20 protein-coding genes and 1 pseudogene are annotated in these 24,278 nt (G+C 57.7%); 6 read left to right on the top strand and 15 right to left on the bottom strand.

Annotated elements, in window-relative coordinates; genetic code table 11:
• Positions 1-4: 4 nt before the first annotated feature.
• Together EOS_RS21110 and EOS_RS21105 are read right to left on the bottom strand one after the other, a co-directional pair.
• A complete protein-coding gene (locus EOS_RS21110; RefSeq protein ID WP_053063996.1) occupies positions 5-1,060 on the bottom strand; it encodes a porin in 1,056 nt (351 codons plus the stop codon).
• Between the two features lie 134 nt (positions 1,061-1,194).
• On the bottom strand, positions 1,195-1,695 hold the full coding sequence (locus EOS_RS21105) for a PACE efflux transporter (RefSeq protein ID WP_063779098.1): 501 nt from the start codon (positions 1,693-1,695) through the stop codon (positions 1,195-1,197).
• A 95-nt stretch (positions 1,696-1,790) separates the two neighbouring features.
• Here EOS_RS21105 and EOS_RS21100 point away from each other — a divergent pair, with 95 nt between their 5' ends.
• On the top strand, positions 1,791-2,672 hold the full coding sequence (locus tag EOS_RS21100; RefSeq protein ID WP_047848644.1) for a LysR family transcriptional regulator: 882 nt from the start codon (positions 1,791-1,793) through the stop codon (positions 2,670-2,672).
• A gap of 30 nt (positions 2,673-2,702) precedes the next feature.
• Here the strand turns inward: EOS_RS21100 and EOS_RS21095 are convergent, their stop codons facing one another.
• The 9 genes from EOS_RS21095 to EOS_RS21055 all read right to left on the bottom strand — a co-directional run bounded on the left by EOS_RS21095 (position 2,703) and on the right by EOS_RS21055 (position 12,372).
• Positions 2,703-3,533, bottom strand: a complete 831-nt coding sequence (locus tag EOS_RS21095) for a DUF72 domain-containing protein (RefSeq protein ID WP_047848643.1) — start codon at positions 3,531-3,533, stop codon at positions 2,703-2,705.
• A 73-nt stretch (positions 3,534-3,606) separates the two neighbouring features.
• Positions 3,607-4,332 (bottom strand): GntR family transcriptional regulator, encoded by a 726-nt coding sequence (locus EOS_RS21090; protein WP_082163450.1) that lies wholly within the window; start codon positions 4,330-4,332, stop codon positions 3,607-3,609.
• Positions 4,333-4,409: 77 nt separating this feature from the next.
• On the bottom strand, positions 4,410-5,645 hold the full coding sequence (locus EOS_RS21085) for a metal-dependent hydrolase family protein (protein ID WP_047848642.1): 1,236 nt from the start codon (positions 5,643-5,645) through the stop codon (positions 4,410-4,412).
• Between the two features lie 54 nt (positions 5,646-5,699).
• Positions 5,700-6,698, bottom strand: coding sequence for a 4-hydroxyproline epimerase (locus EOS_RS21080; protein ID WP_047848641.1), 999 nt, complete (start codon positions 6,696-6,698; stop codon positions 5,700-5,702).
• A 103-nt stretch (positions 6,699-6,801) separates the two neighbouring features.
• Positions 6,802-7,701 carry a dihydrodipicolinate synthase family protein gene (locus EOS_RS21075; RefSeq protein WP_047848640.1) on the bottom strand — a complete coding sequence of 300 codons (900 nt, stop codon included), beginning with the start codon at positions 7,699-7,701 and terminating at the stop codon, positions 6,802-6,804.
• Positions 7,702-7,776: 75 nt separating this feature from the next.
• A complete protein-coding gene (locus tag EOS_RS21070; RefSeq protein WP_082163449.1) occupies positions 7,777-9,051 on the bottom strand; it encodes an NAD(P)/FAD-dependent oxidoreductase in 1,275 nt (424 codons plus the stop codon).
• A 63-nt stretch (positions 9,052-9,114) separates the two neighbouring features.
• Positions 9,115-10,260 carry a branched-chain amino acid ABC transporter substrate-binding protein gene (locus EOS_RS21065; RefSeq protein WP_047848639.1) on the bottom strand — a complete coding sequence of 382 codons (1,146 nt, stop codon included), beginning with the start codon at positions 10,258-10,260 and terminating at the stop codon, positions 9,115-9,117.
• A gap of 163 nt (positions 10,261-10,423) precedes the next feature.
• Positions 10,424-10,963 (bottom strand): GAF domain-containing protein, encoded by a 540-nt coding sequence (locus EOS_RS21060; RefSeq protein ID WP_047848638.1) that lies wholly within the window; start codon positions 10,961-10,963, stop codon positions 10,424-10,426.
• A gap of 2 nt (positions 10,964-10,965) precedes the next feature.
• Positions 10,966-12,372: an MFS transporter gene (locus tag EOS_RS21055; RefSeq protein ID WP_047848637.1), complete on the bottom strand. Its 1,407-nt coding sequence runs from the start codon at positions 12,370-12,372 to the stop codon at positions 10,966-10,968.
• Between the two features lie 464 nt (positions 12,373-12,836).
• On the opposite strand from EOS_RS21055, the gene EOS_RS21050 reads away from it, so the two are divergent.
• A complete protein-coding gene (locus tag EOS_RS21050) occupies positions 12,837-13,853 on the top strand; it encodes an Ldh family oxidoreductase (protein WP_047848636.1) in 1,017 nt (338 codons plus the stop codon).
• Positions 13,854-13,873: 20 nt separating this feature from the next.
• Here EOS_RS21050 and EOS_RS21045 read toward each other — a convergent pair whose 3' ends face one another.
• The 3 genes from EOS_RS21045 to EOS_RS21035 all read right to left on the bottom strand — a co-directional run bounded on the left by EOS_RS21045 (position 13,874) and on the right by EOS_RS21035 (position 17,344).
• Positions 13,874-14,785, bottom strand: a complete 912-nt coding sequence (locus EOS_RS21045) for a LysR family transcriptional regulator (RefSeq protein ID WP_047848635.1) — start codon at positions 14,783-14,785, stop codon at positions 13,874-13,876.
• 189 nt (positions 14,786-14,974) lie between these two features.
• Positions 14,975-16,351 carry an MFS transporter gene (locus EOS_RS21040; protein ID WP_047848634.1) on the bottom strand — a complete coding sequence of 459 codons (1,377 nt, stop codon included), beginning with the start codon at positions 16,349-16,351 and terminating at the stop codon, positions 14,975-14,977.
• Positions 16,352-16,477: 126 nt separating this feature from the next.
• Positions 16,478-17,344: an alpha/beta fold hydrolase gene (locus tag EOS_RS21035; protein ID WP_047848633.1), complete on the bottom strand. Its 867-nt coding sequence runs from the start codon at positions 17,342-17,344 to the stop codon at positions 16,478-16,480.
• Positions 17,345-17,472: 128 nt separating this feature from the next.
• Between EOS_RS21035 and EOS_RS21030 the strand changes: the two genes are divergently transcribed.
• The 3 genes from EOS_RS21030 to EOS_RS21020 all read left to right on the top strand — a co-directional run bounded on the left by EOS_RS21030 (position 17,473) and on the right by EOS_RS21020 (position 20,245).
• Positions 17,473-18,348 carry a LysR family transcriptional regulator gene (locus EOS_RS21030; protein WP_047848632.1) on the top strand — a complete coding sequence of 292 codons (876 nt, stop codon included), beginning with the start codon at positions 17,473-17,475 and terminating at the stop codon, positions 18,346-18,348.
• 395 nt (positions 18,349-18,743) lie between these two features.
• Positions 18,744-19,112 (top strand): hypothetical protein, encoded by a 369-nt coding sequence (locus EOS_RS21025; RefSeq protein ID WP_047848631.1) that lies wholly within the window; start codon positions 18,744-18,746, stop codon positions 19,110-19,112.
• A 308-nt stretch (positions 19,113-19,420) separates the two neighbouring features.
• On the top strand, positions 19,421-20,245 hold the full coding sequence (locus tag EOS_RS21020) for an SIR2 family NAD-dependent protein deacylase (protein ID WP_047848630.1): 825 nt from the start codon (positions 19,421-19,423) through the stop codon (positions 20,243-20,245).
• A 184-nt stretch (positions 20,246-20,429) separates the two neighbouring features.
• On the opposite strand, the gene EOS_RS21015 is transcribed toward EOS_RS21020, so the two are convergent.
• Positions 20,430-23,552: an autotransporter family protein gene (locus tag EOS_RS21015; protein WP_047848629.1), complete on the bottom strand. Its 3,123-nt coding sequence runs from the start codon at positions 23,550-23,552 to the stop codon at positions 20,430-20,432.
• Between the two features lie 253 nt (positions 23,553-23,805).
• Between EOS_RS21015 and EOS_RS48200 the strand changes: the two are divergent.
• Positions 23,806-24,278: pseudogene (locus tag EOS_RS48200) on the top strand (hypothetical protein); the annotation flags it as partial.

Genomic DNA, 24,278 nt, shown 5'->3' with positions numbered 1-24,278 from the left:
CAGTTCAAAATCGTTCGATCATTCCGATCTGCACGCCACGCACTGGCGCACCCGGGTAGGCCACGGGTAATCCTGTCACATTGACGCCGCGCAGCGTGAACGCTGCGTTTCCGCGATTCTCCAGATCGGCGGCAGTGAAATACAGCAGTAGCGAACGCGACAGCGTGTATTCGAACGCGACGCTGAACTGGTCGGCGTTGTTGCCCTGGCCGCTGCGATCGCGCGCGTGCGCGTAGCCCAGCGACGCGCGAGCCTGGCGCGAGACGGCCCAGGAGGCAGAGAGTGATATGCCGTCGTCGTGATAGCGCGGACTGCCGCCATCGCCGTTGAAGAACGCGACGTACGCACGCACGGGACCGAACAGGTAGGACGCCCCCGCGAAATTCGCGCGCAGGCCGGTATCGCCGTGTGTTTGTTGCCGTGCATAAGACAACTGCAAAGCATCGAGCGTGTAGTTGGCCGTCACGTAATATCCGCTGAGGCCGTTGCCGTCGCCCGGGTCGCGCAATGCGGCCATGCCGGTGACATCGAAGCCCGCTATGGTTGGGGAGATCCAGGTCAGCGCGTTATCCGTATAGGGCGTGATCTTCGACAGGTTATTCAGTCCCGATCCGATCGTGCCCGCGCCGAAGGCATCGAGTCCACCCTTGAACGGGATATAGAGCGGCGAATATTGCCGCCCGAAGCGCGTCTCGCCCCACGGTGCATCGAGGCCGATCCACGCCTGCCGGTTGAACAGTGTTCCCGCCGTGTCCAGGGTGCCGTTGTTGGAGCCAAAGCCGTTCTCCAGGTCGAAGATCACGCTTGTTCCGTCGCCTATGGGCTCGCTCCCGCGCAGGCCGAACCGCGAACCGCGATATGCGCCAGAATCCATGCGCGCCGTCCAGCCATTGCCGGGATTGGTCACTTCGATACTGGTGTCGAGCGTGCCGTATAGCGTGACCGAGCCTTGCGCACGGACCGTGCCTGTGGCGGCAAGGAATGGCAGCGCGCAGAACAGCGCATGTTTGCAAGTGTGGCGGCAGAAGGCCGCCGCATAATGCCGGGTTCGGAAATTCATCGCGGTCGAATGGGGTTCGTGGCAATGGAACTCCGCGACTTTAACAAGTTGGACCGCAGTTGCAACGAAATTTAAGCGCCCTCGCTTTGCGGGGCGCTTCGGCTAAGGGTTCTTTAGACGCTAACTTGAGCATTTCATAGCGGCCGCTCAGCGCCTTTCACCGGGCTTGCAGGAGCGTATTGCGACTGGCGGTGAGCAGGCAAGGACCGCAGCCTAAGTGGCACTTTAACCAGACGTTGTCTTAGCATGTCGTAAGCCCAGTAAAAACAGAACGTATAGGGAAGGAAAACGAGCAACAGCCCGAGATCCATTAACAGCGCCTGAACTAAAGTCATCTCCAGCCACCATGCGGTCAACGGTACGGCAATCAGGACCAGACCCGTTTCGAAGCCGAGGGCGTGAACGACCCGCTTCCATTTCTGAACCCTGCTTGACGCATGGGAAATAAGGATGCCGAAGAAAGAGTTAAATACGAGACCCCACAGCATGGCGATGATAGAAATCGCAAAGGTGAGGGCGGTGGCGTGGCCCAATGGTTTGTCGACTATCCATGACAGGACGGGGGCGAAGATTGATATGGCAAGTCCTTCAAAGAGAAGCACCTGAAAAACTCGTTCGTATAAGCTGCGTGGCATGGCCATCTCGACCTCACTTGTTGATTGACGGTTGTCATTTTCGAGGACGACGCTTAATATTCCAAATTGCTTACTATCGGGAAATCAGATAGGTCATGGCTGCTTCTATCGACGCGTTGATCGTGTTTTCCGAGGCCGCCGCTGCGGGCTCTTTTTCAGCCGCCGCTAGAAAGCTGGGGCGTAGTCAATCGACCGTCAGCACCATCATTGCGGATCTGGAAATTGATGTCGGTGTCACGCTCTTTGATCGAACGACTCGCAAGCCCCGTCTCACCGCACATGGCGAGGCCCTGCTCGCCAACGCTCGCGAGATTCTCGAGGCGCATGATCGTTTGACGCAGGCGGCGGCACGGCTAAGTGCCGGGTTGGAACCGAGTCTGAGCCTGGCGATATCCAACACCTACCAGCCGCCTCATTACGAGAAACTGCTCGTTGCATTCGAGAAGCGGTTTCCCACGGTCGAGCTCGAGTGTCTGGTCAAGGAGGACGGCGACGTTGTCTCGCTGGTGCAGGAACGCCGGGCGCAACTGGGCGTGGTCGCGTCTCAGCCCAGCTATCCTCCCGATGTCCGTGCAATCAGGCTGGCGGAGTCGTCGGAACTCGCACTTTTCGTCGCGACAGGACATCCTTTGAGCGGTGTTCCAGATCTGACGATGGAAAATCTCTTAAGACACCGTGAATTGCGAATCAGCACGGGAGTGAAGGCAGGCGAGTATGAGAGAAGCGTGCGCGTCTGGTCGGCCGACAGCTATCTGCTCCTGCTGGAAATGGCGGAGTTGGGCTTTGGATGGGCCGAGCTGCCTCGCTGGATTGCCGATCGGTTCGGGGCTAAGCAGTTAAAGGAAGTATCGGCGCGCGGATGGCCACGGTTTGTTGCTGTCGATGCTGTTTGCCTGAAGGGAGCGACATTAGGCGTCGCGGGAAACTGGTTGATGGATGCGCTGACAACGCTTGGCGCCACAACCAGTAAGAAGTAGGTCCCGCGAAGCAAATGGCGCTATGAAACGCTATGCGTTGCTGCCTGCCAGCCTCTCGATCATGGCGATGCCCGCCGCCGGGTTGTGCGCCTTGAAGCCGCTGATCACGTACAGATAAACGTCGCGAGGGGTATCTGCTGCTGCTGGCTTGCCTAGCGTTTCAAGTCCCTTCGGCGTGCCGCCCGACGCCCAGTTATGCGCCCGCTCAGTCCACAGGTCGAGCGTGTTGTCGTCGTAGCCATGCGGAAACGTTTCGGTCGTACCCATGATCCGCGCATAGACGAACTTCGCCGTCACGTCGGCAATCTGCGGATACTTCGAGTCCCCCGCCATGACAATAGCGACACCATGCTTGCGCGCGAGGGCAACGAAAGCCTCGTCGCGGAAACTCTCGTGCCGCACTTCGACCGCATGACGTATTTCACGACCATCTACGCGCTTGGGCAGCAGGTCCAGGAAACCTTCGAAGTCGTCCGCATCGAATTGTTTGGTCGGGGGGAATTGCCAATTGATCGGGCCGAGCTTGTTCTTCAACTCGAGCACGCCGCTGGCAAGGAAGCGCTCGACAGATTCGCCGGCCTCAGCGAGCACTCGTCGATGCGTGGAGAAACGCGGCGCCTTTAGCGAGAAGACGAAATCATCCGGCGTTTCGTCGTGCCACTTCGCGAACGTGGCGGGCTTCTGCGAGCCGTAGAATGTGCCGTTGATCTCGATCGTTGTGAGCTTTCGGCTTGCGTATTCGAGTTCGCGCTTTTGCACGAGACCTTTCGGATAAAACGTGCGGCGCCACGGCTCGAAGGTCCAGCCGCCGATGCCGATCCTGATCTGTCCAGCCTTGCCCGCCGTCTTCCGGGTTGCCATGAATGAGACCCCTCCCAGTGCACTCGATGCGCTCAAGTGTAGCGAATCGGCGCACTTCGTTCATCTCATTGCTCTACGCCTGTTTCTTCACAACCGCTTCAACAATGGTGACGATCTGTTGACTGGCCACCTTCACATGGTTTTCCAACAGCTTGGTCCCAAGCTTCACATCACGCTTGCGACACGCCTCGACGAGTTGCATATGTTCTTCGTGGGACTGTTCGCGAATAGGTACCTTCACAACCTGGAAACGAAAGTACCGGTCGCAGCGATCATGCAAGACGCGCAGCATCTGCAAGGTAATTTCGCAATGCGCAGGCAGATAAAGCGTCTCATGGAATCGCCAGTTCAAGTGGCCCCATTCACCGCCGCTTGCCTTGTCCATCTCTTTGACAAGCTTTTCAGCCTTATTGATTTCCGCGTCCGTGATGCGGGGAATGGCTTCAGAAAATATCCATGGCTCGAGCCGAAGCCGGATATTGAATGTTTCACGAACCTCGTCCACTGACAGGTCGTGAACGTAGGCCCCCTTGTGCGGCACCACATTCAACAGCCCTTCCGCGTGCAGCCGGGTAATCGCCTCTCGCACAGGCACGCGGCTAACGCCGAGTTCTTCAGCCAGCGCCTCTTGACGCAAAACCTCGCCTGGAGCAATCCGACCGCTCAGAATCATCTGGCGTACCTCGTCCGTTACCAGATCGACAGCCGTAGGCCTCACGATTTTTCGCGATATGCGTTCAACGACTTCGGATGCGCCGCCTGCTTTCGGTGGTCGTTGCTTGAGAGTTGCCGTAGCCATTGCGGGAGTGTCTATTAGAAGGGACGATCAATCGTACCATGGACGGGCTATCGGATCCAAAATCCTAAAACCTCTTTTCAGAGCGACGCACGCCGGATCCAGGCTCCATTTTTCATGACGGCCGCGATCCTCTCGCCTTGTCCGGTCAAGACCGTGATGTCGTCCAACGGATCGCCATCGACGACGAGCAGGTCGGCGAACGCGCCACTGGCCACCACGCCGAGTTTGCCCTCCATGCCAACGATCTCGGCGCCGATCGCCGTGGCCTGGCAGATCGTCTCGAACGCTCCGACGATGTTGGCGCGAATCGACAGTTCATCGCTTTGAAACTGATGCATGTCGCCGAGCAGGTCCGTCCCTAGTCCTACCTTGACGCCATGCCGCCGCAGGATCTCCAGCGCGCGCAATCCCTGGGTTCGAACATCTTCGTTCTTCAACAATGCGCTTTCCGACACACCCGACTTCGCGCCTACTTTGCTCATTGCGTCGTACGTAACCAAAGTAGGAACCGCGTAGGCGCCATGTTCCGCCATCACCGCCGCAGCCTCGTCATCAATCAGGTTGCCGTGCTCGATCGTACGTACCCCCAGTTTGACTACGCGAGAAATAGCGGCACCCGTGTACGCGTGCGCCATCACATACGTCTGATGCGACTGAGCTTCTTCGACAGCAGCCTTGACTTCATCGATCGAAAACTGGAAATTTCCAATCGGGTCGGTTGGTGACGCCACGCCACCCGACGCCATGATCTTCACGTGGTTTGCGCCTGCGCGCATTTCTTCCCGCACGGCCTTTCGCATCTCGTCCACGCCATCGACAATTCGTCCGATCGCACCAAGGTTGCGGCTACAACCGCAAGGATCGGGATCAGAGTTATCAAAGCGATCGCGAAAATCACCGTGGCCGCCGGTTTGCGAAAGCGCCTTTCCGGCTATGAACAGCCGTGGACCGGCAATCACGCCTTCTTCAATGGCTTTAGCCAGGGCATAGTCGGCACCGCCGGCGTCTCGCACTGTTGTAAAGCCGCGATTCAGCATTGCTGCGAGAATGGGGACTGCCTTTAAGACGGCGAACGTATTGGGCAGACGGCTGTTAGAGCCCAAATGCGCGACCGATGCAATGACGTGAGCATGGCAATCGATCAACCCCGGCATGACAGTCCGGCCATCTACATCGATCACTTCGGCGTCATCGGCGGACACGGGTTCGCGGGAGACGCGCGTGATCTTGTGTCCTTCGATGACGATCGAATACAGCGCTGTGTCACGTTCGTGATTCTTATCCAGGACCCGTGCGTTTTTGAGGATCAACATTGCTGCTCCATTGAGAGAGGACCGTCGAACCGCGTCAGCTCGACGGCCTGGAAATTACTTCAGCAGGAAACCTTTCGAGAGAGGGTCACGGTCGTCCACGAAGATCGTGTTGTACCCGGTCACTCGAGCCCATCCTTCAATGCTCGGGATGATGGCGTCGAACTCGCCTACCTTGGTCGCTTCGGTGGCAACGCCGTCGAACAGCGTACCGATGATGCTTTCGTGCACGAAGCGCTCGCCAATCTCGAGCTTGCCTTTTGCAACGAGGTGAGCTATTCGCGCCGACGTACCGGTTCCACACGGTGAGCGGTCGATTGCCTTGTCGCCGTAGAACACTGCATTTCGCGCAGTCGCACCGGCTACAGTCGGCTCCCCGGTCCACATGACATGGCTTAGCCCACGAATCTCCGGTTTTTCCGGGTGAACGAAGTCGTACTTCTCGTTGGCTTTCTGACGAAGAACCGGGCTCAGGCGCTGGATGTCGGAGGGTTTCAACGTATGCAATCCCGCGAAATTTTCTTGCGCTTCAACGATTGCGTAGAAGTTGCCGCCATAGGCCACATCAAAGCGGATCTCGCCGATGCCGTCGACTTCCACGCTGAGATCGGATGAATGCAGGAACGATGGGACGTTGATCAATTGAACCGAGTCGACATGCTCGCCAGTCATCTTGTACCGTGCCACGACCAGGCCTGCTGGCGTGTCCAGGCGCACGATGCCTGGCTCACGCGGACGTACCAGACCGTTTTCGATAGCGGTGGTGACGGTGCCGATGGTTCCGTGACCACACATGGGCAGACAACCGCTCACCTCGATAAACAGAATCGAGATATCGCAGTCGGCACGAGTTGACGGATACAGGATTGAGCCGGACATGACTTCGTGTCCGCGGGGCTCGAACATCAGGGCAGTGCGGATCCAGTCGAACTCCTGCTCGAAGTGAGCACGGCGCTCGATCATGTTTGCACCCTTGAGTACTGGGGCGCCACCAGCCACCACGCGCACAGGGTTGCCGCACGTGTGACCGTCGATACAGAAGAAGGTGCTTTTCATTTATCTTGCTCCGGTTCACCCACCAGATTTCCCAGGTAGTCGCGCGATGCGTAAACGTAACGCGGAGCTGACGTAAGAAACCTGGATCGTTTTTGCTGGAGGCTTACGAAAGCGCCTTGAGATCCTGCATCGTCTTTTCGACGATGGCGACAATCTTCCGACGCTCTTCGCCCTCTAGCTTCAGACGCGGCGCCTTCAGGCTTTCCGAATAGCCCGCTGTGATGTTTTCAGCCAGCTTGATGTACTGGACAAGCTTTACGTGGACGTCGAGATGGAACAACGGCGTAAGCACACGATAAAGCTTACGCGCCTTTTCGAAGTCACCACTCACGGCGAGGTTGAGGAGTTCAACCGATTCCTTCGGCACGGCGTTAGCCATTCCCGACACCCAGCCGGTTACGCCAAGGGCTGCCGATTCCAGTACCAGATCGTCGACACCGCAGAACACCAGGAAGCGATCACCGAACTGGTTGTACAGGTCCGTTACGCGTGTCGTGTCGTACGATTCTTCCTTGACTGCAACAATATTGGCTTCGCCCTTCAACTGTTCCAGCAGGTCCGGGCGCATGTCCACGCCGTAACCACGCGGATTGTTGTAGATCATGATGCCAAGCTTCGTGGCGCGCGCGATGGTGCGATAAAACTCCACCGTTTCGCGGTCATCCGACTTGTACGTCAGCCCCGGAAAAACCATCAAGCCCTGCACGCCAATTATTTCGGCATCCTTCGCAAACTGGATAGCGCTTCCGGTGTTCGTTTCAGCAAGTCCCGACACGATAGGCACGCGGCCTCCAACGGTTTCGACCGCGATCTTCAACACCGTGCGCTTTTCGTCCGGTGTGAGTTGAGCGTTTTCCCCGACCATACCCATCATGACAACGCCACCCACGCCATTGTCGATCAGCCGGTTCAGACCTGCCTTGATTGCTTCCGTGTCGAGCGAGCCGTCGTCCTTCAATTTCGTCGTGACTGCAGGGAAAACGCCTTTCCAATTAACTTGCATGACTACACCTCTGAGAATGAATAAATAATTGAGCGGGCTTCGCCGCGAGAAACCGAGGGCGTATCTACGCCTCGCTTATTTCCGGAATCGCTTGATCGAATATTCCTCGAGCGAGGTCCGGGGTGTTCGATTAACCAATAGATCCGCGACAAGTGCACCGGTCGTAGCGCACTGCGTCAGCCCTAGATGCCCGTGGCCAAATGCATAGATGACGTTGGCCGTAGTCGGCGACTTACCGATCACGGGCAAGGAGTCAGGCGTTGCTGGCCGGTGTCCCATCCACTGAACCGCACCTTCGTCCCTGATACCCGGCAAAAATCTTTTTCCGAGCGTCAATAACGCATCGCTGCGCTTGTAGTTCGGCGCCGCTTTCAGACCCGCGAACTCTGCCGCCCCACCGATGCGGATACCGATATCGAGCGGCGTCGCGACAAATTTGCGTTCGGCGAAAATGACCTCTCTCGACAGTGCAATGCCAGGTTGCGGCAACGTGGTGTTGTAGCCCCGCTCACTGTCGAGCAGCACGCGGTCGCCGACGGATTCTGCTAACGCGGCAGACCACGCACCCGTTGCGACCACGACCTGACGAGCGTGTATCGACTCACCGTTTCTCAGGACGGCCGCCGGCGCGTCGCCCTTGGAGACATCCAGCTTGGTGACAACGTCTTCCACTAATCGCGCGCCAAGCGCATTCACACGCCCCCTGAGTTGCGAGACAAGTTGTTTAGGGTCTCCAATATGGGACCAGTCTTCAAGGAATATGCCGTGCCTGAAAACGGGTGCTAGCGCGGGTTCGTATTCCCGCACTTCTTGCTGGTTCAGCGCACGCCAGCGCACACCAAGTTCTCGCTTGAGCTTCCACTCGTCCGCGTCCGCATAAAATGCTTCGTCGGTTTCGTAAAGCGTAATCGCACCCCGGCGATAGAACGTGCTCATCGCACCAACGTCCTCGAACATTGGCACAAGATCGTCATAGACGCGGTTGTTCAAGGCCGCGAGTGCGAGTGATATCTGCCTGAACCGCGTAGGGCTGCTCGCCCGCTGGAATTCCAGGAACCACGGCAGAGCGCTCGGTACATGCTTCCAGTCAAGTGCCAGAGGTCCTAGCGGATCGAGGAGCCACTTGCTTGCTTTGAAGAACAGGCCGGGTACCGAAATAGGCGTGCTCTCGGTCACCGCGATTCCGCCAGCGTTACCGTGCGAGGTGCGATCGCCGTCAAAATCGCGATCGACGAGGGTGACCGTTAGCCCTTCTTTCAACGCTGACCACGCACACGCGAGTCCGACAATTCCAGCGCCGATCACGAGGACGTCTGGAATTGTCGAAGTTCGGGTGGTCTGATTTGCCATGACTAAAATTACGTGTTGAGGTTAACGGCGGACGATAGAAGCATCGCCCGCACCGTGAATCGATTACTTGGAGCCGAGAATGTCGACCGGCTTCCACTGACCGTTCTCACACTTGTAGACTGTGATGATCGCGTCCTTCAGATCGCCGTACTGGTCATATGAAAAGTGGTCCGTGGTGACGCCCTTCATGTCGATCTTTGCGAGTACCGGAAGATACTTGACCGGATCCGAGGAGTTGGCGGCGACCATCGACTTCATCAATGCCATTGCTCCATCGTAGCTATAAGGCGAGTAGGTTGTCGGCTCCGTGTTGAACTTAGCCTTGTAACGCTGCGTAAAGCCAGGGCCACCGGGCATTTTTTCAAGCGGCAGACCAGCAAGCGACACGATCGCGCCGTTAGCCGCGCTCCCCGCGATCTTGATGAAGTCATCCGTCTTCGACATTTCGCCCGATGCAAACGTACCTTGCATGGCGAGCGTGCGAGCCTGCTTGATCATCGGCGCGGACTGTGCGTCAGCGCCAGCGTAATAAATGAAGTCCGGATTCTTGGCCTTTACGCTGGTCAGGATTGCCTTGAAGTCGACTGCCTTGTCATTCGTGAACTCATGATCGACAATATTTCCGCCGGCGGCTTTCGCCGACTTTTCGAACTCCTCGGCAAGACCCTGTCCATAAGCCGTGCGATCGTCGATGATGGCTATACGCTTCGCTTTCAATGTCTGCACCACGTACTTGCCCATCACGCCGCCTTGCTGCGTGTCGGAGGTCATCATGCGAAACGTCGTCTTGAAGCCTTGCCGCGTGTATGGAGGGGCTGTCGCCGTCGAGATCTGCGCAATACCTGCACGTGAATAGATTGCCGATGCAGGAATGGTCACGCCCGAGTTGAAGTGGCCGATCATCCCTTTGATACCGTCGTCGACCAGCTTTTGCGCGACCACCGTACCGGTCTTCGGGTCCGCCTGATCGTCCATGCTTTCGAGCGTGAACCGGGTTTCTTTTCCGTCGACCTTCGGCTTCGTTGCGTTGAAGTCGTCCAACGCAAGAAGGACGCCCGACTGAAAATCCTTCCCGTACTGTGCTTGCGCGCCGGTCATCGGTGCGGCTAGCCCCAACAAGACGGACTGAGTATCGGCATGCGCCGCGACCGCGAAGGTCAGGCCGACAGCAGAAATTGTTGCTGCGACCATGGACAAGTGAGTGTTCATCTGAGTCTCCGGTACTTCTTCAGTTTCCAACCGCAGTTGGCACTGTTTTATATTGGATACATTATCCATATATCGAAAACATGATGCCGCCGGCGATCGGGGTTGTCAATTGGATTATCGAAAAATGCGTGCGTCAGGTAGACGGACCTTACGGTCCGGCTCCTTACACCTCCTCCAGGTTCCCGCTGTCGTTGTCGAGTAGTGGGAGCGCGGCACGACTGGCTTCCAAGGGTATGACCGACAACTGGGCGAACACGTACGCGAGCTCGATCAACGCGTCGTTATATTGCCCCGGGCCGTCAAGAAGGTTGAGAGAACCGATGGTGACTCCCTGCTTCCGAACCGGGATGTTCAAGACGCTTTCGCACCCGTTTGCCCACAACACCTCGTAGTCCGAGAACACGGCTTTGATGTCCTCACGTGTCGAGCCGCGAAAGATCTTGCCGTCCTCCAGGACATGTCGTGTCCACATGCTTTTCGTTACGCGCTTGCGACCGCCCACGGGGTTGAAATCCGGCCGGGTGCTGTATACGCGTCCGAGTAATCCGTTTTGCGAGTCGTAGGCGAGTACCGTGAACAGCCGGTGACCGAAGGCATCGTGAAGGGCGCACTCCAGGTTCTTCCAGAACACGTCAGGTGCCTCGCCACAATGCAGAGAATACGCAAGAGACGTGATTGCTGTGATCGGACTAGCGGAGAACATGATTAGATCCCTGCTTTTGCCGGCGGAAGACTCCCCGCGTGATCATCACCGTATTCAGCGGCAGTGATTTCTTCGAGCGTACGACCAGTCGTTGATACACCCAGGATCAGGACGGCGAGACCACCCATTGCAAGCATCGCGGTACACATTCCAAAGACGCCCGGGAAACCCCATAACGGATAGATATAACCCACCAGCATGGGCGAACAGATAGCGCCGATACGCCCGAATGCGGAAGCGGTGCCCATGCCCGTTGCTCGCAAGTGCGTAGGGAATACTTCCGGCGTGTACGCGTATTGGCCTGCATTGACGCCATTCATGGAAAAGGAGAGGGCGACCGCAAAGATGACAATGGTGAGGTCCGTGGTGGAGAACGCCAGACTAACGGCGGAGAGACAGGCGAGCACCATATAGGTGACGATCGTGGCTTTGCGGCCGATCTTCTCGTTGAAGTACGCCGCAGAGTAATAGCCGGGAATCTGCGCGACGTAGATACCGATTGAGAAGCCAAAGCTCTTTGTAATGGTCATTCCGTGCTGAACAAGCAGTCCGGGTATCCACACGAAAAATGCGTAAGAACAGAACGTGATGGACAGCCACAAGCACCACGTCATGAACGTCGTCTTGGTCAAGGGCACCATCCACAACGTTTTTAGATTTCCGAAGAATGAGCTCGAATGCTCATGTAAAAACGGGGTGTCCGCGGTGGCAACCACGGGAGCCAGTTTTACGCCCCGTCGCTCGATCTGCGCTTCGATATCGGCCACGACCGCGCCTGCTTCAGCATGACGCCCGCGGCTTTCGAGCCAACGTGGCGATTCATGAAGCGACTTGCGCCACCAGAGCAGAACCAGAACCGGCAGGGACACGATCACGAGTGCAATGCGCCAGCCCTCGGGACTAAGCGGAATGACGAAGAAACCAATGAGAGCCGCCGCAACAAAGCCGAACGAGAAGAACCCTGCCAGAGCGCCTGCGAAACTGCCGCGATACTTGTTGCTCACGAACTCGACGAGGAACGGGGCAATGATCGCACCTTCGGCACCCATGCCGATCCCGGCCAATGCGCGCAATACGAAGAACGTATGCCAGTCGTTCACGAAGGCGTTAGCCAGTGTAAGCACGCAAAAAATCATGAGCGACCACATCATGATGACCTTGCGGCCGAAGCGGTCACCCAGTAAACCAGCGAACAGCGCACCCACCAGGAAACCGATATAGGTGCTGCTTCCAAGCAGCCCGGTTTCGAAGCTGGTCAGGTGCCACTTGGTGCGAAGCACCGGCAGGATGAAGGCAATGATTGCCGCATCGACTGCCTCGAACATGAAGCCGAGGCCGCCCATGACGAGCAACTTGAAATGGAAGTGGCTAAACGGCAACCGTTCAAGCCGCGCTGCTATGGGTGACATAAGAAGCTCCAATGATGGAGAGAATCCCCAGACACTTTCGCGCCTGGCGCTCAATGAAGTTGATTTCGAATATGTTCAATATCCTGGATCCAAAATACGGTGTCAACCGTCGTTACCCCTGGTTCATCTTGACTGATTGGGGTTAACCCGCTGATTGGATGGTGTTTTGATGCGTCCCGAGATGACGGGTGAATGTTCTTTCGATCTATTGAACGCTTCGCCAGCGTGGTGAGATCAGTAGCATAAGATTGGCGTCAATATCTTGGATCCAATATAACTGGTCAAGAAATTTCTTGTTATCGTTTTCGATAGGTACAAACGCAGATAGGGCTGCCTGATGTGTCGAACAGTGCACGCGCGTCTTGACTTAGGTTCGGGAGTTGCTTACGCTTGGAGGTATATTGTATCCAAAAATGTACTAGAGACTAGAGCAGATTATCTCTGGCGCACAAGCGAAGGCAAAAATGGACGACGTGGTAAGGCTAACCCTTAGTGAACTGTTCGACCTGTCGTTTAGGGTGTTGACAGTAAATGGCATGGCTCACGACCATGCGCGAGCGATCGCTAAAGTAATTGTCGCCGGGCAACGCGATGAGTGTCAGTCGCATGGAATCTATCGATTGATCGTGTGTGTCAACACGCTGCGCAAAGGCAAAGTGGTCCGCGACGCCAAGCCCGTGATAACGGATGTTTCGCCGGCATTGGTTCGGGTAGATGCCCGGTTCGGTTATTCGCAACTCGCTTTTGAAATGGGCAGCAAGGTTCTCGTCGAGAAGGCTCGAACAGTAGGCATTGCCGCGCTTGTCATTAACAACTGCTTCCACTTCTCGGCCCTTTGGCCGGAGGTCGAGCGATTGGCGAGCGAGGGACTAGCGGCTCTCGCAATGACACCAAGTCACAGTTGGGTCGCGCCTGCGGGTGGAACGAAGCCGGTATTTGGCACCAACCCTATCGCCTTCGCATGGCCTCGATCAGGCGGAGTCCCGTTCGTGTTTGATTTCGCTACAAGCGCGATTGCTCGCGGCGACATTGAGTTGCATCGTCGCTCGGATAAGAAAATTCCACCTGGATGGGCCTTGGACGCGGAGGGCCAACCGACTGAGGATCCTGCCGCGGCAATGAAAGGCGCCATGCTCACGTTTGGAGGTCACAAAGGCTCCGCATTGGCGGCAATGGTCGAATTGTTAGCTGGCCCGTTGATCGGGGACCTCACATCGGCCGACTCGAAAGCTTTCGACGAGGGTGCGAATGCGACGCCGTGCCATGGTGAACTCATATTGGCTTTTAACCCTGCTCTTTTCACCGGGCCTGACAGAGCAGAACACGATCAGCGTGCTGAAGCATTGTTCGACGGCATCGTGAGTCAAGGTGCGCGCCTTCCCTCACAACGGCGTTTCGACGCGAGGCTAAGAAGCGAGGCGAACGGTGCTCACGTGCCCCGCAAACTCTATGACGACGTTTTGGCACTCATCCCGGGGTAAGTCCGGCGCTGCCCCGAAACCTACGCCGCGTCACCATCCAGAATTTCGATCACAAAGTCGATGAACGCTCGCACCTTTGCAGCGGGTAAATGACGCGAAGGATAGAGCGCGTAGAGCGGAAATGTTTCTCCCGCATAGTCCGGAAGCAGCTCGATAAGACGGCCTTTATCGATAAGATCCCGCAGCCCGCTGGCCTTGATGCGTGCAATCCCCACGCCTGCAAGACATGCACCCAGCATGGTGCCGGCTTCAGTGACCAGGAGGCGGCCGGAAGTCTTCACGGGGATGATTTTACGGCCGGATTTGTACTCCCATTCCAGCGGTTGTCCAGTCACTGGATTTCGCATCTGGATGCAGGCGTGATTGACGAGGTCCGCGGGTGTTTCAGGTCGCCCATGCTTCCTGATGTAGGCCGGCGCGGCAACGGTCACGGTACGGGTCGCGAGCAATTTGCGCGCGATGAGAGACGATGAGGGTGGTTGCCCGAAGCGTATCGCGATATCAAAACCTTCGGCAACGAGATCGCCGAGTTGCTCGCGTGTCGCCAACTCCAGCGAAAGTTCAGGGTAACGATCCAGGAACTTCGCGATATGAGGCGCCAGCATCCTGCGCGAAAAAAATGCATCGACGTTCACACGCAAGCGCCCCCGCACGGCAGCAGAGGCCCCGGCTGCCATAGTCACTGCATCGCCGATACCCGTCAGCAGCGGGCCGATTTCCTCATACAGCTGCCTTCCTTCGTCCGTCAGTGTCACGGAGCGCGTGGTCCGGTCAAGCAGGCGCACGCCAATGCTCGATTCGAGCCGGCCAACGGCGCGACTCACCCCGGAGGGTGACAAACCCAGAGCGTCTGCTGCGCGCGCAAAGCTGCCGCTTTCCACGATCGCGGCTAGAACGCTGATATTGGACAGCGTGCGTCCGTCGAAGCTCATTTTATAACTCGTGCGTGAAGGTCACTAATGATGTGACTCAGCATTGATTTCGTCAATGATCGATGGCGCTTTTTGCGCAACCAACCCAGGACGAATTACGCCGATTGCGCCTTCAGCAGCGAGGGTTTGTTCGTTAATACGCCGCAGGAATCCGGCATCTCGAGCAGGTGTCGAAAGCGCATTCGCGAATCACGCTGTTGGAGGAACTCGCTGCGCCGAAAAAAAGTGCTTCTTGTCAGCACGGTCGCTGGCCAAAGCGGTCTGCCCGGTGCGAGTGAACGCTACGAGCGCAAGTGAAACCAGCGCGGCAAAGACGACATAAAACGCGGGAACATAGTGGCTGCCGGTAACTTCCGTCAAGGTCGCCACGGTCAGCGGAGCAAGGCCGCCGAATAATGTGACCGCGAGGTTATACGAAAGCGCCACGCCGGTTGAGCGCGCCTTCGCCGGGAAGATCGTTGCCAGCATGCCGGGGTGCGGACCCGCTATCGCCACCTGGAAGATCGATGCAATGATTTGCGCGATGAAAAGACGAGTGAGCGATGGCGCGGAAACGATGAACCAGAACAAGGGGAAGGTGCATAACAACCAACTGATCACCAGCGGATAGAAAAGCCGGTACGCACCGAATTTATCCGCCAGTTTGCCCGACACAGGGAAAAGCAGGAAGTTGATGACGCCGCCGATGAACGTTCCAAGCAACGCCGATTTAAGCGGGAGATGAAGTTGGTGTTCGACATACACGGGCAAATACGCGTTCCACAAATAGTTCGATGCCGTGCCGATGATCATCACGCCCATCGCGCATAAAGCCGCATCGCCTTGTTCGCGCACAAAGTCGCGCAGCCGGAAGGCACGCGTGGCGCCCGTGCGGACTTGCTTGCGCAGAGCCTCGAATTCCGGCGATTCGGCGACGTTATGCCGGATGTAAAAACCAAGCGGTCCAACGAGTGAACCGATCAGAAACGGCACGCGCCAGCCCCAGGTCGTGAGAGAACTCGTCGAAAGATTATTGATCAGCAGATAACTGCAGCCGGATGACAGCAACATGGCGAGCGCCTGGGACGACATATTGAAGCTGCCGTAAAACATCTTCTTGCCGGGCGGGGCGGTCTCCACCACAACCACCGAGGAGAGGCTGAATTGCCCGCCGATCGCAAGTCCCTGAATCAGCCGGGCCAACAGCACCATCAGCGGAGCCGCGACGCCTAACGTCGCGTAACCGGGAGCCAAACCCAGCAGCAGCGTGCCGGCACACATCATCAGCATAACCAACGAAAGTGCGCGGGTACGGCCAACGCGGTCCGCATAGATACCAAGCAGGACGCCGCCAACCGGCCGGACAAGAAATCCGAGGGCGAAAGTCGCGAGCGCAAGCGACATCGACACAACGCTGCTTCCTACTGAAAAGAACACCTGCGCGATGATCTTCGAAAAGTATACGTACGCCATGAAATCGAACCACTCGAAGCCGTTGCCAATCACCGAGGCGACAAGCGCGCGGCGGGCCTGACGCGATTCGGGTGCAGCGGGCGGCGGTGCGCTTTCGTGATTTGTTAGATTCATGTGTCTTCTCCCCCTGCGCGTTGCCGCTGAAGAGCGGGCACATAACGCGCGATATACGCCGCCGGCCCGAGAGGTCAACGCGCCTGGGCGAGAGAGGCTCGCGGGATGGCGAGCCCGTTGTTTGAACTAGCTGGGCCGGCGTGCTCGCAGCACGCCTGCAAAGAAATCCTGCACCGCGTTCACAGCCAGCAAGCCGTTGTGTGGAACGTTGTCCAGTTCATCGAGCTGAACGCTGATCCCGGCGGTCTCGAACGTTCCCTTGAGCGTTCTAAGACGTTCTGGACGGGTCGCACCAGCGTCGTTCGCGCCGGGCATGAAGTGGCGGCCGCCTTCCCGATGCGTGATCTCCCATGTCTCCAGATCTGCCTTGCCGACCACCATGTGCACAGGCACGCGGCGCAATGCATCAAGGTCGAATGCCTTGCCGAAACGCTGTTCGAAACCCCGCAAGCCGACCCACCAGTCCCGGTTTATGTCGAGCGTCGTCACCGAGCCGGGTGCACCGATCGACACTGCCCATAATCTTTCCGGATGCAGGTAGGCGAAGCGGTTCGCAAACTGTCCGCCACCCGAAAAACCGAATAGCGCGAACTGGTCGAAACGCTTGCCATAACGCTCGCCGATCTCGTCGACCATATCGAGCAGCACGCGGTCATAGTGGATGTCGCCCTCGATCAGATGTTTGAAACCGTCCCGATTACCATCGCCGAGTACGCCCACCGGAAATAGCGGGCACAAAACAATGCAGTTGTTCCAGCGGCCAAACTCCGCAAAAGCATCGCGGTAGTTGGTGAACTGACGCCCTGTTCCGTGCATGACCACGACGAGCTCGACGTCGTTGCCCGACTCGAGGATCGCTTTAGGGACGTAAAGCGTATAGGCGAAGCGCGGGTCGTTTCGATGCGCGAACACGGTGGTCGAGCCGAGTTCGTAGTAGGCTTTCCCGCGCCCGATGAGCTCGTCTATCGGTGGGAGAGTAGTTGCATGAGACATGACTGCAGCCTTGTAGCGGAATGGTTCACCGTACAATTGTGCAGTCGCTAATTCAAAAAAACTAACTGATTTATATTTACACAAACTAAACTAAATCTTTAGTCTCGCCACGTCGGAATACCGTTTTCATGAGCACTATCCGGTTTTTGCGTACTTTCCTTGCTATCGAAAAATACGGCTCCTTCGCGGCCGCCGCTGGTCGTGTCGCGCTGACCCAGGCGGCAGTCGGACAACAGATGCGCGCGCTCGAGGAGGAGTTCCGAAGGCCGCTGTTCTCTCGTTCAGGCCGGGCCATCGTGCTGACGCCCGCAGCCCGCGCGCTTATCCCGCAGGCGCGCAAGCTGGTTGCGGCATATGAGGCAATGCTTGCGGATGCACACACCGGACACGAGATTGCCGGCAGCATCACCGTGGGGGCGATTGTCTCGGCAATGGGCTTTCTTTCGCAGAATCTGGTTAGCCTGAAAGCCCAGTATCCGGGTCTCGACGTTCGACTCGTTCTCGGTCATAGCGGCGAGCTTGCCGAACGGGTACGGGCGTCCGAGATAGACGCGGCGCTTACCGTGCAGATACCGCACGAAATGCCCGCTAATGTGCAGTGGAGACCGCTTTATGACGAACCTCTGATGCTCATTGCGAGCACACGGGTTGCGGCCGCACAGGCAGATGTGGCGTCCTTGCTCAAGAGTCATCCGTTCATTCGCTTCGACCGGACATCTCCGACCGGGGCAAAAGTGGAACAGACCTTGCGACGCATGCGGATAAAACCCAAGGAGATTCTCGAGGTCAATTCGGTGGCGGCCATCATCGATCTGGTCCGGCAAAACGTGGGAATCTCCATCGTGCCTTTGCTCAAGCATGTTGCATGGGCGCGTGACCATTCGCTGGTCGCACTACAACTTCCATACGGTCCGCTCAAGCGGGTCATTGGAATACTTGAAAACGAGCGTCAGCTCGAAATTACAGCGGTAGTGCGACAAACGTTGCTTCAGTCGCTGGAGTAAGCGATCGAGCGTCTTCGTAACGCTGATCTTACCTATCCTTACTAACACTAAAGATCCACGCTCTCCAGTCGATAAACGGGAAAGGCTACGGGTTTCCCGATAGGCGAACGGAAGGGGGTGAGCACATCTCGCCATGACAGGTCAAACAGCGAAGAAAGTATGTTAAGGGAACACATGTCATCCGAATCGACTGCACCGGTCTCGCCGGCGGATCGCTCTAATCTCGACTCACTTTGCAGAGTGATACATCTTCATCAATAGTCTTCGTTTCATATGCGATTCCATCGATGCATTGCGCTACCTTTTAACCACTGATGAATGAATGTATGAATGTGTTCGATGCTCGCCTGTCGTATTCCAGCAGTGCCCGTTTAAGAAGATGAGGGGAGATTGCTATGCAGATCAGCAATATCGCGTCGTCGCCAACTTCGGAGCGGACGATCTCAACTTCGAATGCTGCGACGGAACAACAGTCCTTGTCGGAGGACAATGCCGACCCGGCACAAACGACGAAGCAGGCAGATCCCGCGACACAGGACGCGGCGGTCACGATCTCGCCTGAGGGCGCGGCAATGGCGAATCAGGAGACCAGCAGTGGTCAAGGGTCGGCGGCGAACGTGTCGGCGATCAAGTCGCTTACTTACGGCGTGTTCGGGCTTGAGCGTCCGGATTTGCCACAAGAAAATCACAACGAGTTCTACACGGCAGGGAGGTGGTTGGCTGCCGGACTCGCCGTCGGGGGGCTCATTTCGATATTAGTTTGAACGGCGGCCATCAGGCAGTGGACGGGTTTTTCGTTCGCACTCGGGGTTTGGTTTGGGGCTGCCGGTGCAGGTGGTCGGGGGGCTGGGTTGCTAGGTTCAGGGATTAGCGGTGAGGGGGCAAACGAAACCCCCGCGCAACCTAGCACCCCCGCCCGCGCCTTAAACACCAAACGAACGGCAGCAAAAATCGCAGCACTTGCCCACTCGATGCAGACGCACATCATTGTTGCTAACATTGATCGGAGCGCGCTTAACCGCGTCAGTCCGATCAATGCGTGCAACAGGCGAATCCAACGAGAGTCGACGGGATGGACGAAAGCGAGAAATTGAAGCGGGCTGTTTCGTGGCTCCGTCAGGCGGACGGTCTGTTGATCACGGCAGGCGCGGGCATGGGTGTCGATTCGGGCCTGCCGGACTTCCGCGGAGCAGACGGATTCTGGCGATCCTATCCAGTCTTGAAACGCCACCAGTTGACGTTCCAGGACACGGCCAACCCTCGGGCATTAGTCCGGTCTCCCACGCTGTATTGGGGATTCTATGGCCAGCGGCTGCGGCTTTATCGCCGCACGACACCTCATGCCGGTTTTCAGATACTTCGCCGCTGGGCAAATGACATGCCGCTTGGTGCGGCAGTTTTCACCAGCAACGTAGACGGGCAATTTCAGAAGGCCGGGTTTGCAGAGGACCGGGTTGCCGAATGCCATGGCTCCATCCATGTGCTGCAATGCTCGGAGGTTTGCTCTGACGCCATGTGGCCGGCGGAAACATTTCAGCCTGTTGTGGACGAAGCCGCATGCCAGTTGATCAGCGACCTGCCGCTTTGTCCTCACTGTGGAGCCGTCGCACGTCCCAATATCGTCATGTTCGGGGACTACGACTGGATCGCCCTGCGCACGGAGCGCCAGGAGGCACGCGTGAATACCTGGCTTGCTTCTGTTGACCGGCTCGTCGTTATAGAACTGGGTGCTGGCAAAGCCATCCCTACCGTTCGCAATTTCAGCGAGCGCTTAGGTCCACATATCATCCGGATCAATCCGCGAGATTCCGCCATCGCGCCGCACCGGGGCGTTGGAATCGCAGGCGGAGCGCTGGGCACGCTCGAGTTACTGGACGAAGCGCTAAGCGGTTCGTAACTGTCGGCACGAAGCGTGCAAGCGAGGGGTTACGATCGTTCTGCTTTTGCTGGACAGACATGCGCGATGCCCGCGCTTGCACTCGAATCCGCATCTGCCCAAGATTAAAAACGACAAAGCCGGCTTGCGGCCGGCTTTGTCGTGAAGCACATCCTCGCACCTTCTACGAAGATGTCCTTGAGGCCTACCAGCTATATCGATATCCAACCTGACCAAATACTCCGCGACGATAATCGCCGCCAAGGTTGCGGGCGTACTTGACGTTGGCGTACATCGACGACGCCTTGCCCATGCTCGTGGTAACGCCCACGCCTACTTCATACCAGGTCTTCGACAAACCGCTGTTGAACGATGTTCCATCCACCGCCGTGTTGCCCGGCGTCAGGAAATCGTGCAGAACGTCGGCGGTGAAATAAGGCGTCGCTGCTCCCGACTTCGAATCATTCGTCAGGTTCGCCTTGAAGATCCGGAATCCCACTCGTCCGCGCAGGGCGTTGCTCGACGTGCTAGATACCGGAGAGACGCCGTCGTTGAAACCGTTCAGATGCAGGTACTGATACATCAACTGGGCTTGCGGCTCGATGGCAATGGTCGTCGATCCGATCAGCAGCGGCTTGCCTGCCTCACCGGACAGGCCCGTGCCAAAACCGTTTTGCGAACCGCTGCCGCCGTACACATCGCCGTACTTGTTGTGATAGTGGGTCAGTTGCGCCACGGCGTCGAAGTAGCTGCCTTCATGCAGATACTTCGTCCAGTAGCCGCCGAGCGATTGCGCCTGCGTTTCGACCGAGCCGGTACCGGTCGTGAGCGCCGGATTGAGACTGCGCGCGCTGTCCTGGAAGGTCGCCGACGACGAGCCGATGGTCACCGTGACGCCCGCATGCGTGCTGCCGCCCGCCGGATTCGTCGAGAGCGTCCAGTCCTTGCCGAACTGCGCAAAGAACGTGCGTTCATCGCCGGAAAAACGATCGCCCGAGTTGGCGTTCAGGCTCTGTCCGCCGAGACGTCCCCACACGCCGTTGCCATGCGTTCCCTGCGCATTCTCGAGGCTCGCGACATCCCCGACACGCTCATGCAGCCGGTTCATGATCGTGAAACCGTAATCGAGGTTGAACGACGGCGTCATTGTGTAGCCGACCACAGCAGGGCGGTACGCGACGGGCGAAGCCTGACCAGCCGGCTGGGCAGCGACCGAAGAAATGGGTGTAACCGGCGTGACGACCGCATCGGGCGCGGTGGGTGTAACTGGCGTGACCGGCGTAACGGGAGTAACCGGTGTCACAGGAGTAACGGGCGTAACCGGCGGCGTAGGCGTCACCGGCACGCTCTCGAGCGACGAGCGCAAGTAGAAGTCGCTGGGCCGGCCCGAGCCCCCCTGATACAGCAGATACTGGTACGCCCCGGCCTGAACCGGCGCAAGCATATGGAAGGTACCGGCTGCAGCGCTGCCGTTCACCTGAACGACCTTGATGCCATCGCCGACAGTCAGCGCGCCCAGGCCGCTCGGGCGCACGACCACCGTCGTGTTGCCGCTCGCGTTGCCGCCAATGACAAGACGATCGGTGAGCTGATTAGCTGCTGCGCCACCCTCGTTCATCACCGTGTTCACGATCAACTGGCCGTTGTTGCCTACATAGTTGCCGCTGACGTTAAGCACATTGCCCGGCGTACCCGATGCGGCGGCCAGATTAATCGTGTTGTTGTTGGTGAGATCGCCGCGAATCGCGAAGGTGCCGTTTGTCGATGCCGAGAAAGCCGGCAAGGCGTTCGCCGCAGCTATCGTGCCGGAGTTCGTCACCGAGCCGAGCACGGTGCCGAAACCGCCAAGCGTGGCATCGGCCGCGACCGTCGTCGTGCCCGTGCCGATGCTCGCCGAACTGTGTTGCGCGTCGCCGACTGCAAGGGTGCCTGCCAGCACGTTCGTGTCGCCATAGGTGCTTGCGCCATTCATTGTGAGCAAACCACTGCCCAGCTTTGTCAAGGCGCCGGTACCCGTCACGGCTTGGGAGAGCGTCGACGAATATTGCTGCGTGTCGATCGTCCCGCCATTCGCGCCGATCGAAATCGCACGGGTCGCGGCCAGGTCGAGGCTATTGTTCAGTTGCAGCGTGCCGCCGTTGAACGTGACCCCACCCGTAGCGGCGCCCAGCGCATTATCGGCGCCGATGTTGAGCGTGCCCTGCGTGATCAGCGTGCCGCCGGAATACGTGTTGCCGCCCGTTGCAGTGGGCGCCAGAACCAGGGTGCCCGCACCGGTTTTCTCGATCGAGCCCGAACCGGTCAACAGTCCGGCGTAGGTGCCGTCATCGGTTTGCGCGAAGCGGACCAGGCCGTTGTCGGTGATCGCCGAGGGCAGGCTTTGCGCCCGTGCCTGAAGCGTACCGGCGGCATCGACGAGCATCTGTCCGGTGTATGTGCTGTTATCGCCCGTCAGGATCAGCGTACCCCCTGCAACCTCCGCACTTTGCACGCCCGGCAGGATGCCGTTGACGGTCCACGTACCCGTGTCGGTCTTGATGAGCGTCTGGAAGCCGACGATGTTGCCGGTCAGCGTGTCCGTACCGAGTCCGCTCAGGAACAACTGGTTGTTGCCCGCACCGCCGTCAATGTTGCCCTGCACCGATGAGCCGGTAGAGATGCGCATGATGTCGTCACCACCCGAGAACACGATGTCACCGATCACCTTGCCCTTGTTGGTGAAATCGATGGGGGCGTCGCCGCTTGAACCGATCACGCTGCCGGGTGACTGGATCACACCGGTTTCGTTATTGATGACCGTGTTGCCGCCTACCTTGTTCTGGAACCAGATGGCGCCGGCGTTGATCGCCTGGATCAGGCCGTTGTTGATAATGACGTTGCCCTGGCCTTGTATGTTCACTGCCTCGGCGATGTTCTGCGTGCCGTTGGACAACACCCTGCCGCCCGCTTGCACGGTCAGCGTGCCGTTGTCCTGGAACTCGATGGTATTGGCGCCGGTTCCATAGTTGCCGTGCGAGTTGACCGCCTGGTTGCTGACCGTCCCGCCCGACTGAACTGTGATGTTGGCGTTGTTAGCGAGGCTGATCGCCGACGCGTCGGGTGTGTTAATTGTCGCGCCGCTCTGGACAGTGACTGTTTGATTGTCATTGCCCGGTACATAACCAGTACCGATGGTCGTGGCCCATGGGTTTGGCGAACTCGAGTCGCAAACCGTGTCAAGGCCGTTCACGGCACAAGCTGCTGCTGCCGCTATCGGACTAAGAAGAAAAGGAATCAGCAGCAGTGATGGTGCAAGCGAGATTGCTCGCGAACGAACTGGATTTGACATGGACCGCCCCGGTGTTGTTATTTATAAACGCGGGCGGAATTTAGCAACCGGGGTACTTTGTGAATGTGGCTGGCCGAACAAAAGAGCTCGGAAACCTTACCGACTAATACCTTCTTTGTGCAGTGTCGCGCGTTGAATAGCAGAAAGGCATTAGGCATTTGTTAATTGTTGTGAACTCCACAGGAAATAAAAATGAGGCTGGCAAACAAGGTCGTTGTCTTGCAAGGGGCATAGCAGAATCCGGTCAAACCCTGTGAGTGCTGCCGAACACGCAGCGCAGGTGCAACGCGTTGTGTGGGTTACCCATCGCTTAAGTTCGAATGTCCTGCTCGAAGGCATTCCCTCTGCGCCCATGCGTCGGTACGATGCGTTTTTCAGCGCCTTGAGCGCTTGGACAAGCGCCGATATCGGGGGATATATGGGAGCGAAAAGCACGACGGCGAATGCGCCGACTAACGTTCATGTTCATCTTTACTACGGCGTCGATCCGAGCCGGTATCGCAAGGAGGAGAACGTCGGGTGCTTGTACGGGTACCACTACGCCGAGTCGGAATCGATGACGCTTTCGTATTCCCAGGATCACCCCGAAGGACGTGTTCTCCGCACTATCCGACGCGGCTTGAAAGCGCCTCTCGGCTGTGATCTCATTCATACGTTTCGCAACCGCGCAGCGTTGTTTGAAGCGGACGTGATCTGGACGCATACGGAGCGCGAGTATTTATCGGT

The organism is Caballeronia mineralivorans PML1(12), assembly GCF_001028175.1.
Taxonomy (GTDB): Bacteria; Pseudomonadota; Gammaproteobacteria; order Burkholderiales; family Burkholderiaceae; genus Caballeronia; species Caballeronia mineralivorans.
Note: the sequence above shows the minus strand (reverse complement) of the source record. Positions and strands in the feature narration are given on the sequence as shown.

What these genes read in the sequence shown, in the direction of transcription:
- EOS_RS21035 (WP_047848633.1), bottom strand. Translation starts at nt 17,344, where the DNA reads ATGTCTCATGCAACTACTCTCCCACCGATAGACGAGCTCATCGGGCGC.
- EOS_RS21075 (WP_047848640.1), bottom strand. Translation starts at nt 7,701, where the DNA reads ATGCAAGTTAATTGGAAAGGCGTTTTCCCTGCAGTCACGACGAAATTG.
- EOS_RS21095 (WP_047848643.1), bottom strand. Translation starts at nt 3,533, where the DNA reads ATGGCAACCCGGAAGACGGCGGGCAAGGCTGGACAGATCAGGATCGGC.
- EOS_RS21040 (WP_047848634.1), bottom strand. Translation starts at nt 16,351, where the DNA reads ATGAATCTAACAAATCACGAAAGCGCACCGCCGCCCGCTGCACCCGAA.
- EOS_RS21085 (WP_047848642.1), bottom strand. Translation starts at nt 5,645, where the DNA reads ATGTTGATCCTCAAAAACGCACGGGTCCTGGATAAGAATCACGAACGT.
- EOS_RS21055 (WP_047848637.1), bottom strand. Translation starts at nt 12,372, where the DNA reads ATGTCACCCATAGCAGCGCGGCTTGAACGGTTGCCGTTTAGCCACTTC.
- EOS_RS21015 (WP_047848629.1), bottom strand. Translation starts at nt 23,552, where the DNA reads ATGTCAAATCCAGTTCGTTCGCGAGCAATCTCGCTTGCACCATCACTG.
- EOS_RS21110 (WP_053063996.1), bottom strand. Translation starts at nt 1,060, where the DNA reads ATGAATTTCCGAACCCGGCATTATGCGGCGGCCTTCTGCCGCCACACT.
- EOS_RS21060 (WP_047848638.1), bottom strand. Translation starts at nt 10,963, where the DNA reads ATGTTCTCCGCTAGTCCGATCACAGCAATCACGTCTCTTGCGTATTCT.
- EOS_RS21105 (WP_063779098.1), bottom strand. Translation starts at nt 1,695, where the DNA reads ATGCCACGCAGCTTATACGAACGAGTTTTTCAGGTGCTTCTCTTTGAA.
- EOS_RS21050 (WP_047848636.1), top strand. Translation starts at nt 12,837, where the DNA reads ATGGACGACGTGGTAAGGCTAACCCTTAGTGAACTGTTCGACCTGTCG.
- EOS_RS21065 (WP_047848639.1), bottom strand. Translation starts at nt 10,260, where the DNA reads ATGAACACTCACTTGTCCATGGTCGCAGCAACAATTTCTGCTGTCGGC.
- EOS_RS21045 (WP_047848635.1), bottom strand. Translation starts at nt 14,785, where the DNA reads ATGAGCTTCGACGGACGCACGCTGTCCAATATCAGCGTTCTAGCCGCG.
- EOS_RS21020 (WP_047848630.1), top strand. Translation starts at nt 19,421, where the DNA reads ATGGACGAAAGCGAGAAATTGAAGCGGGCTGTTTCGTGGCTCCGTCAG.
- EOS_RS21100 (WP_047848644.1), top strand. Translation starts at nt 1,791, where the DNA reads ATGGCTGCTTCTATCGACGCGTTGATCGTGTTTTCCGAGGCCGCCGCT.
- EOS_RS21080 (WP_047848641.1), bottom strand. Translation starts at nt 6,698, where the DNA reads ATGAAAAGCACCTTCTTCTGTATCGACGGTCACACGTGCGGCAACCCT.
- EOS_RS21030 (WP_047848632.1), top strand. Translation starts at nt 17,473, where the DNA reads ATGAGCACTATCCGGTTTTTGCGTACTTTCCTTGCTATCGAAAAATAC.
- EOS_RS21070 (WP_082163449.1), bottom strand. Translation starts at nt 9,051, where the DNA reads ATGGCAAATCAGACCACCCGAACTTCGACAATTCCAGACGTCCTCGTG.
- EOS_RS21090 (WP_082163450.1), bottom strand. Translation starts at nt 4,332, where the DNA reads ATGGCTACGGCAACTCTCAAGCAACGACCACCGAAAGCAGGCGGCGCA.
- EOS_RS21025 (WP_047848631.1), top strand. Translation starts at nt 18,744, where the DNA reads ATGCAGATCAGCAATATCGCGTCGTCGCCAACTTCGGAGCGGACGATC.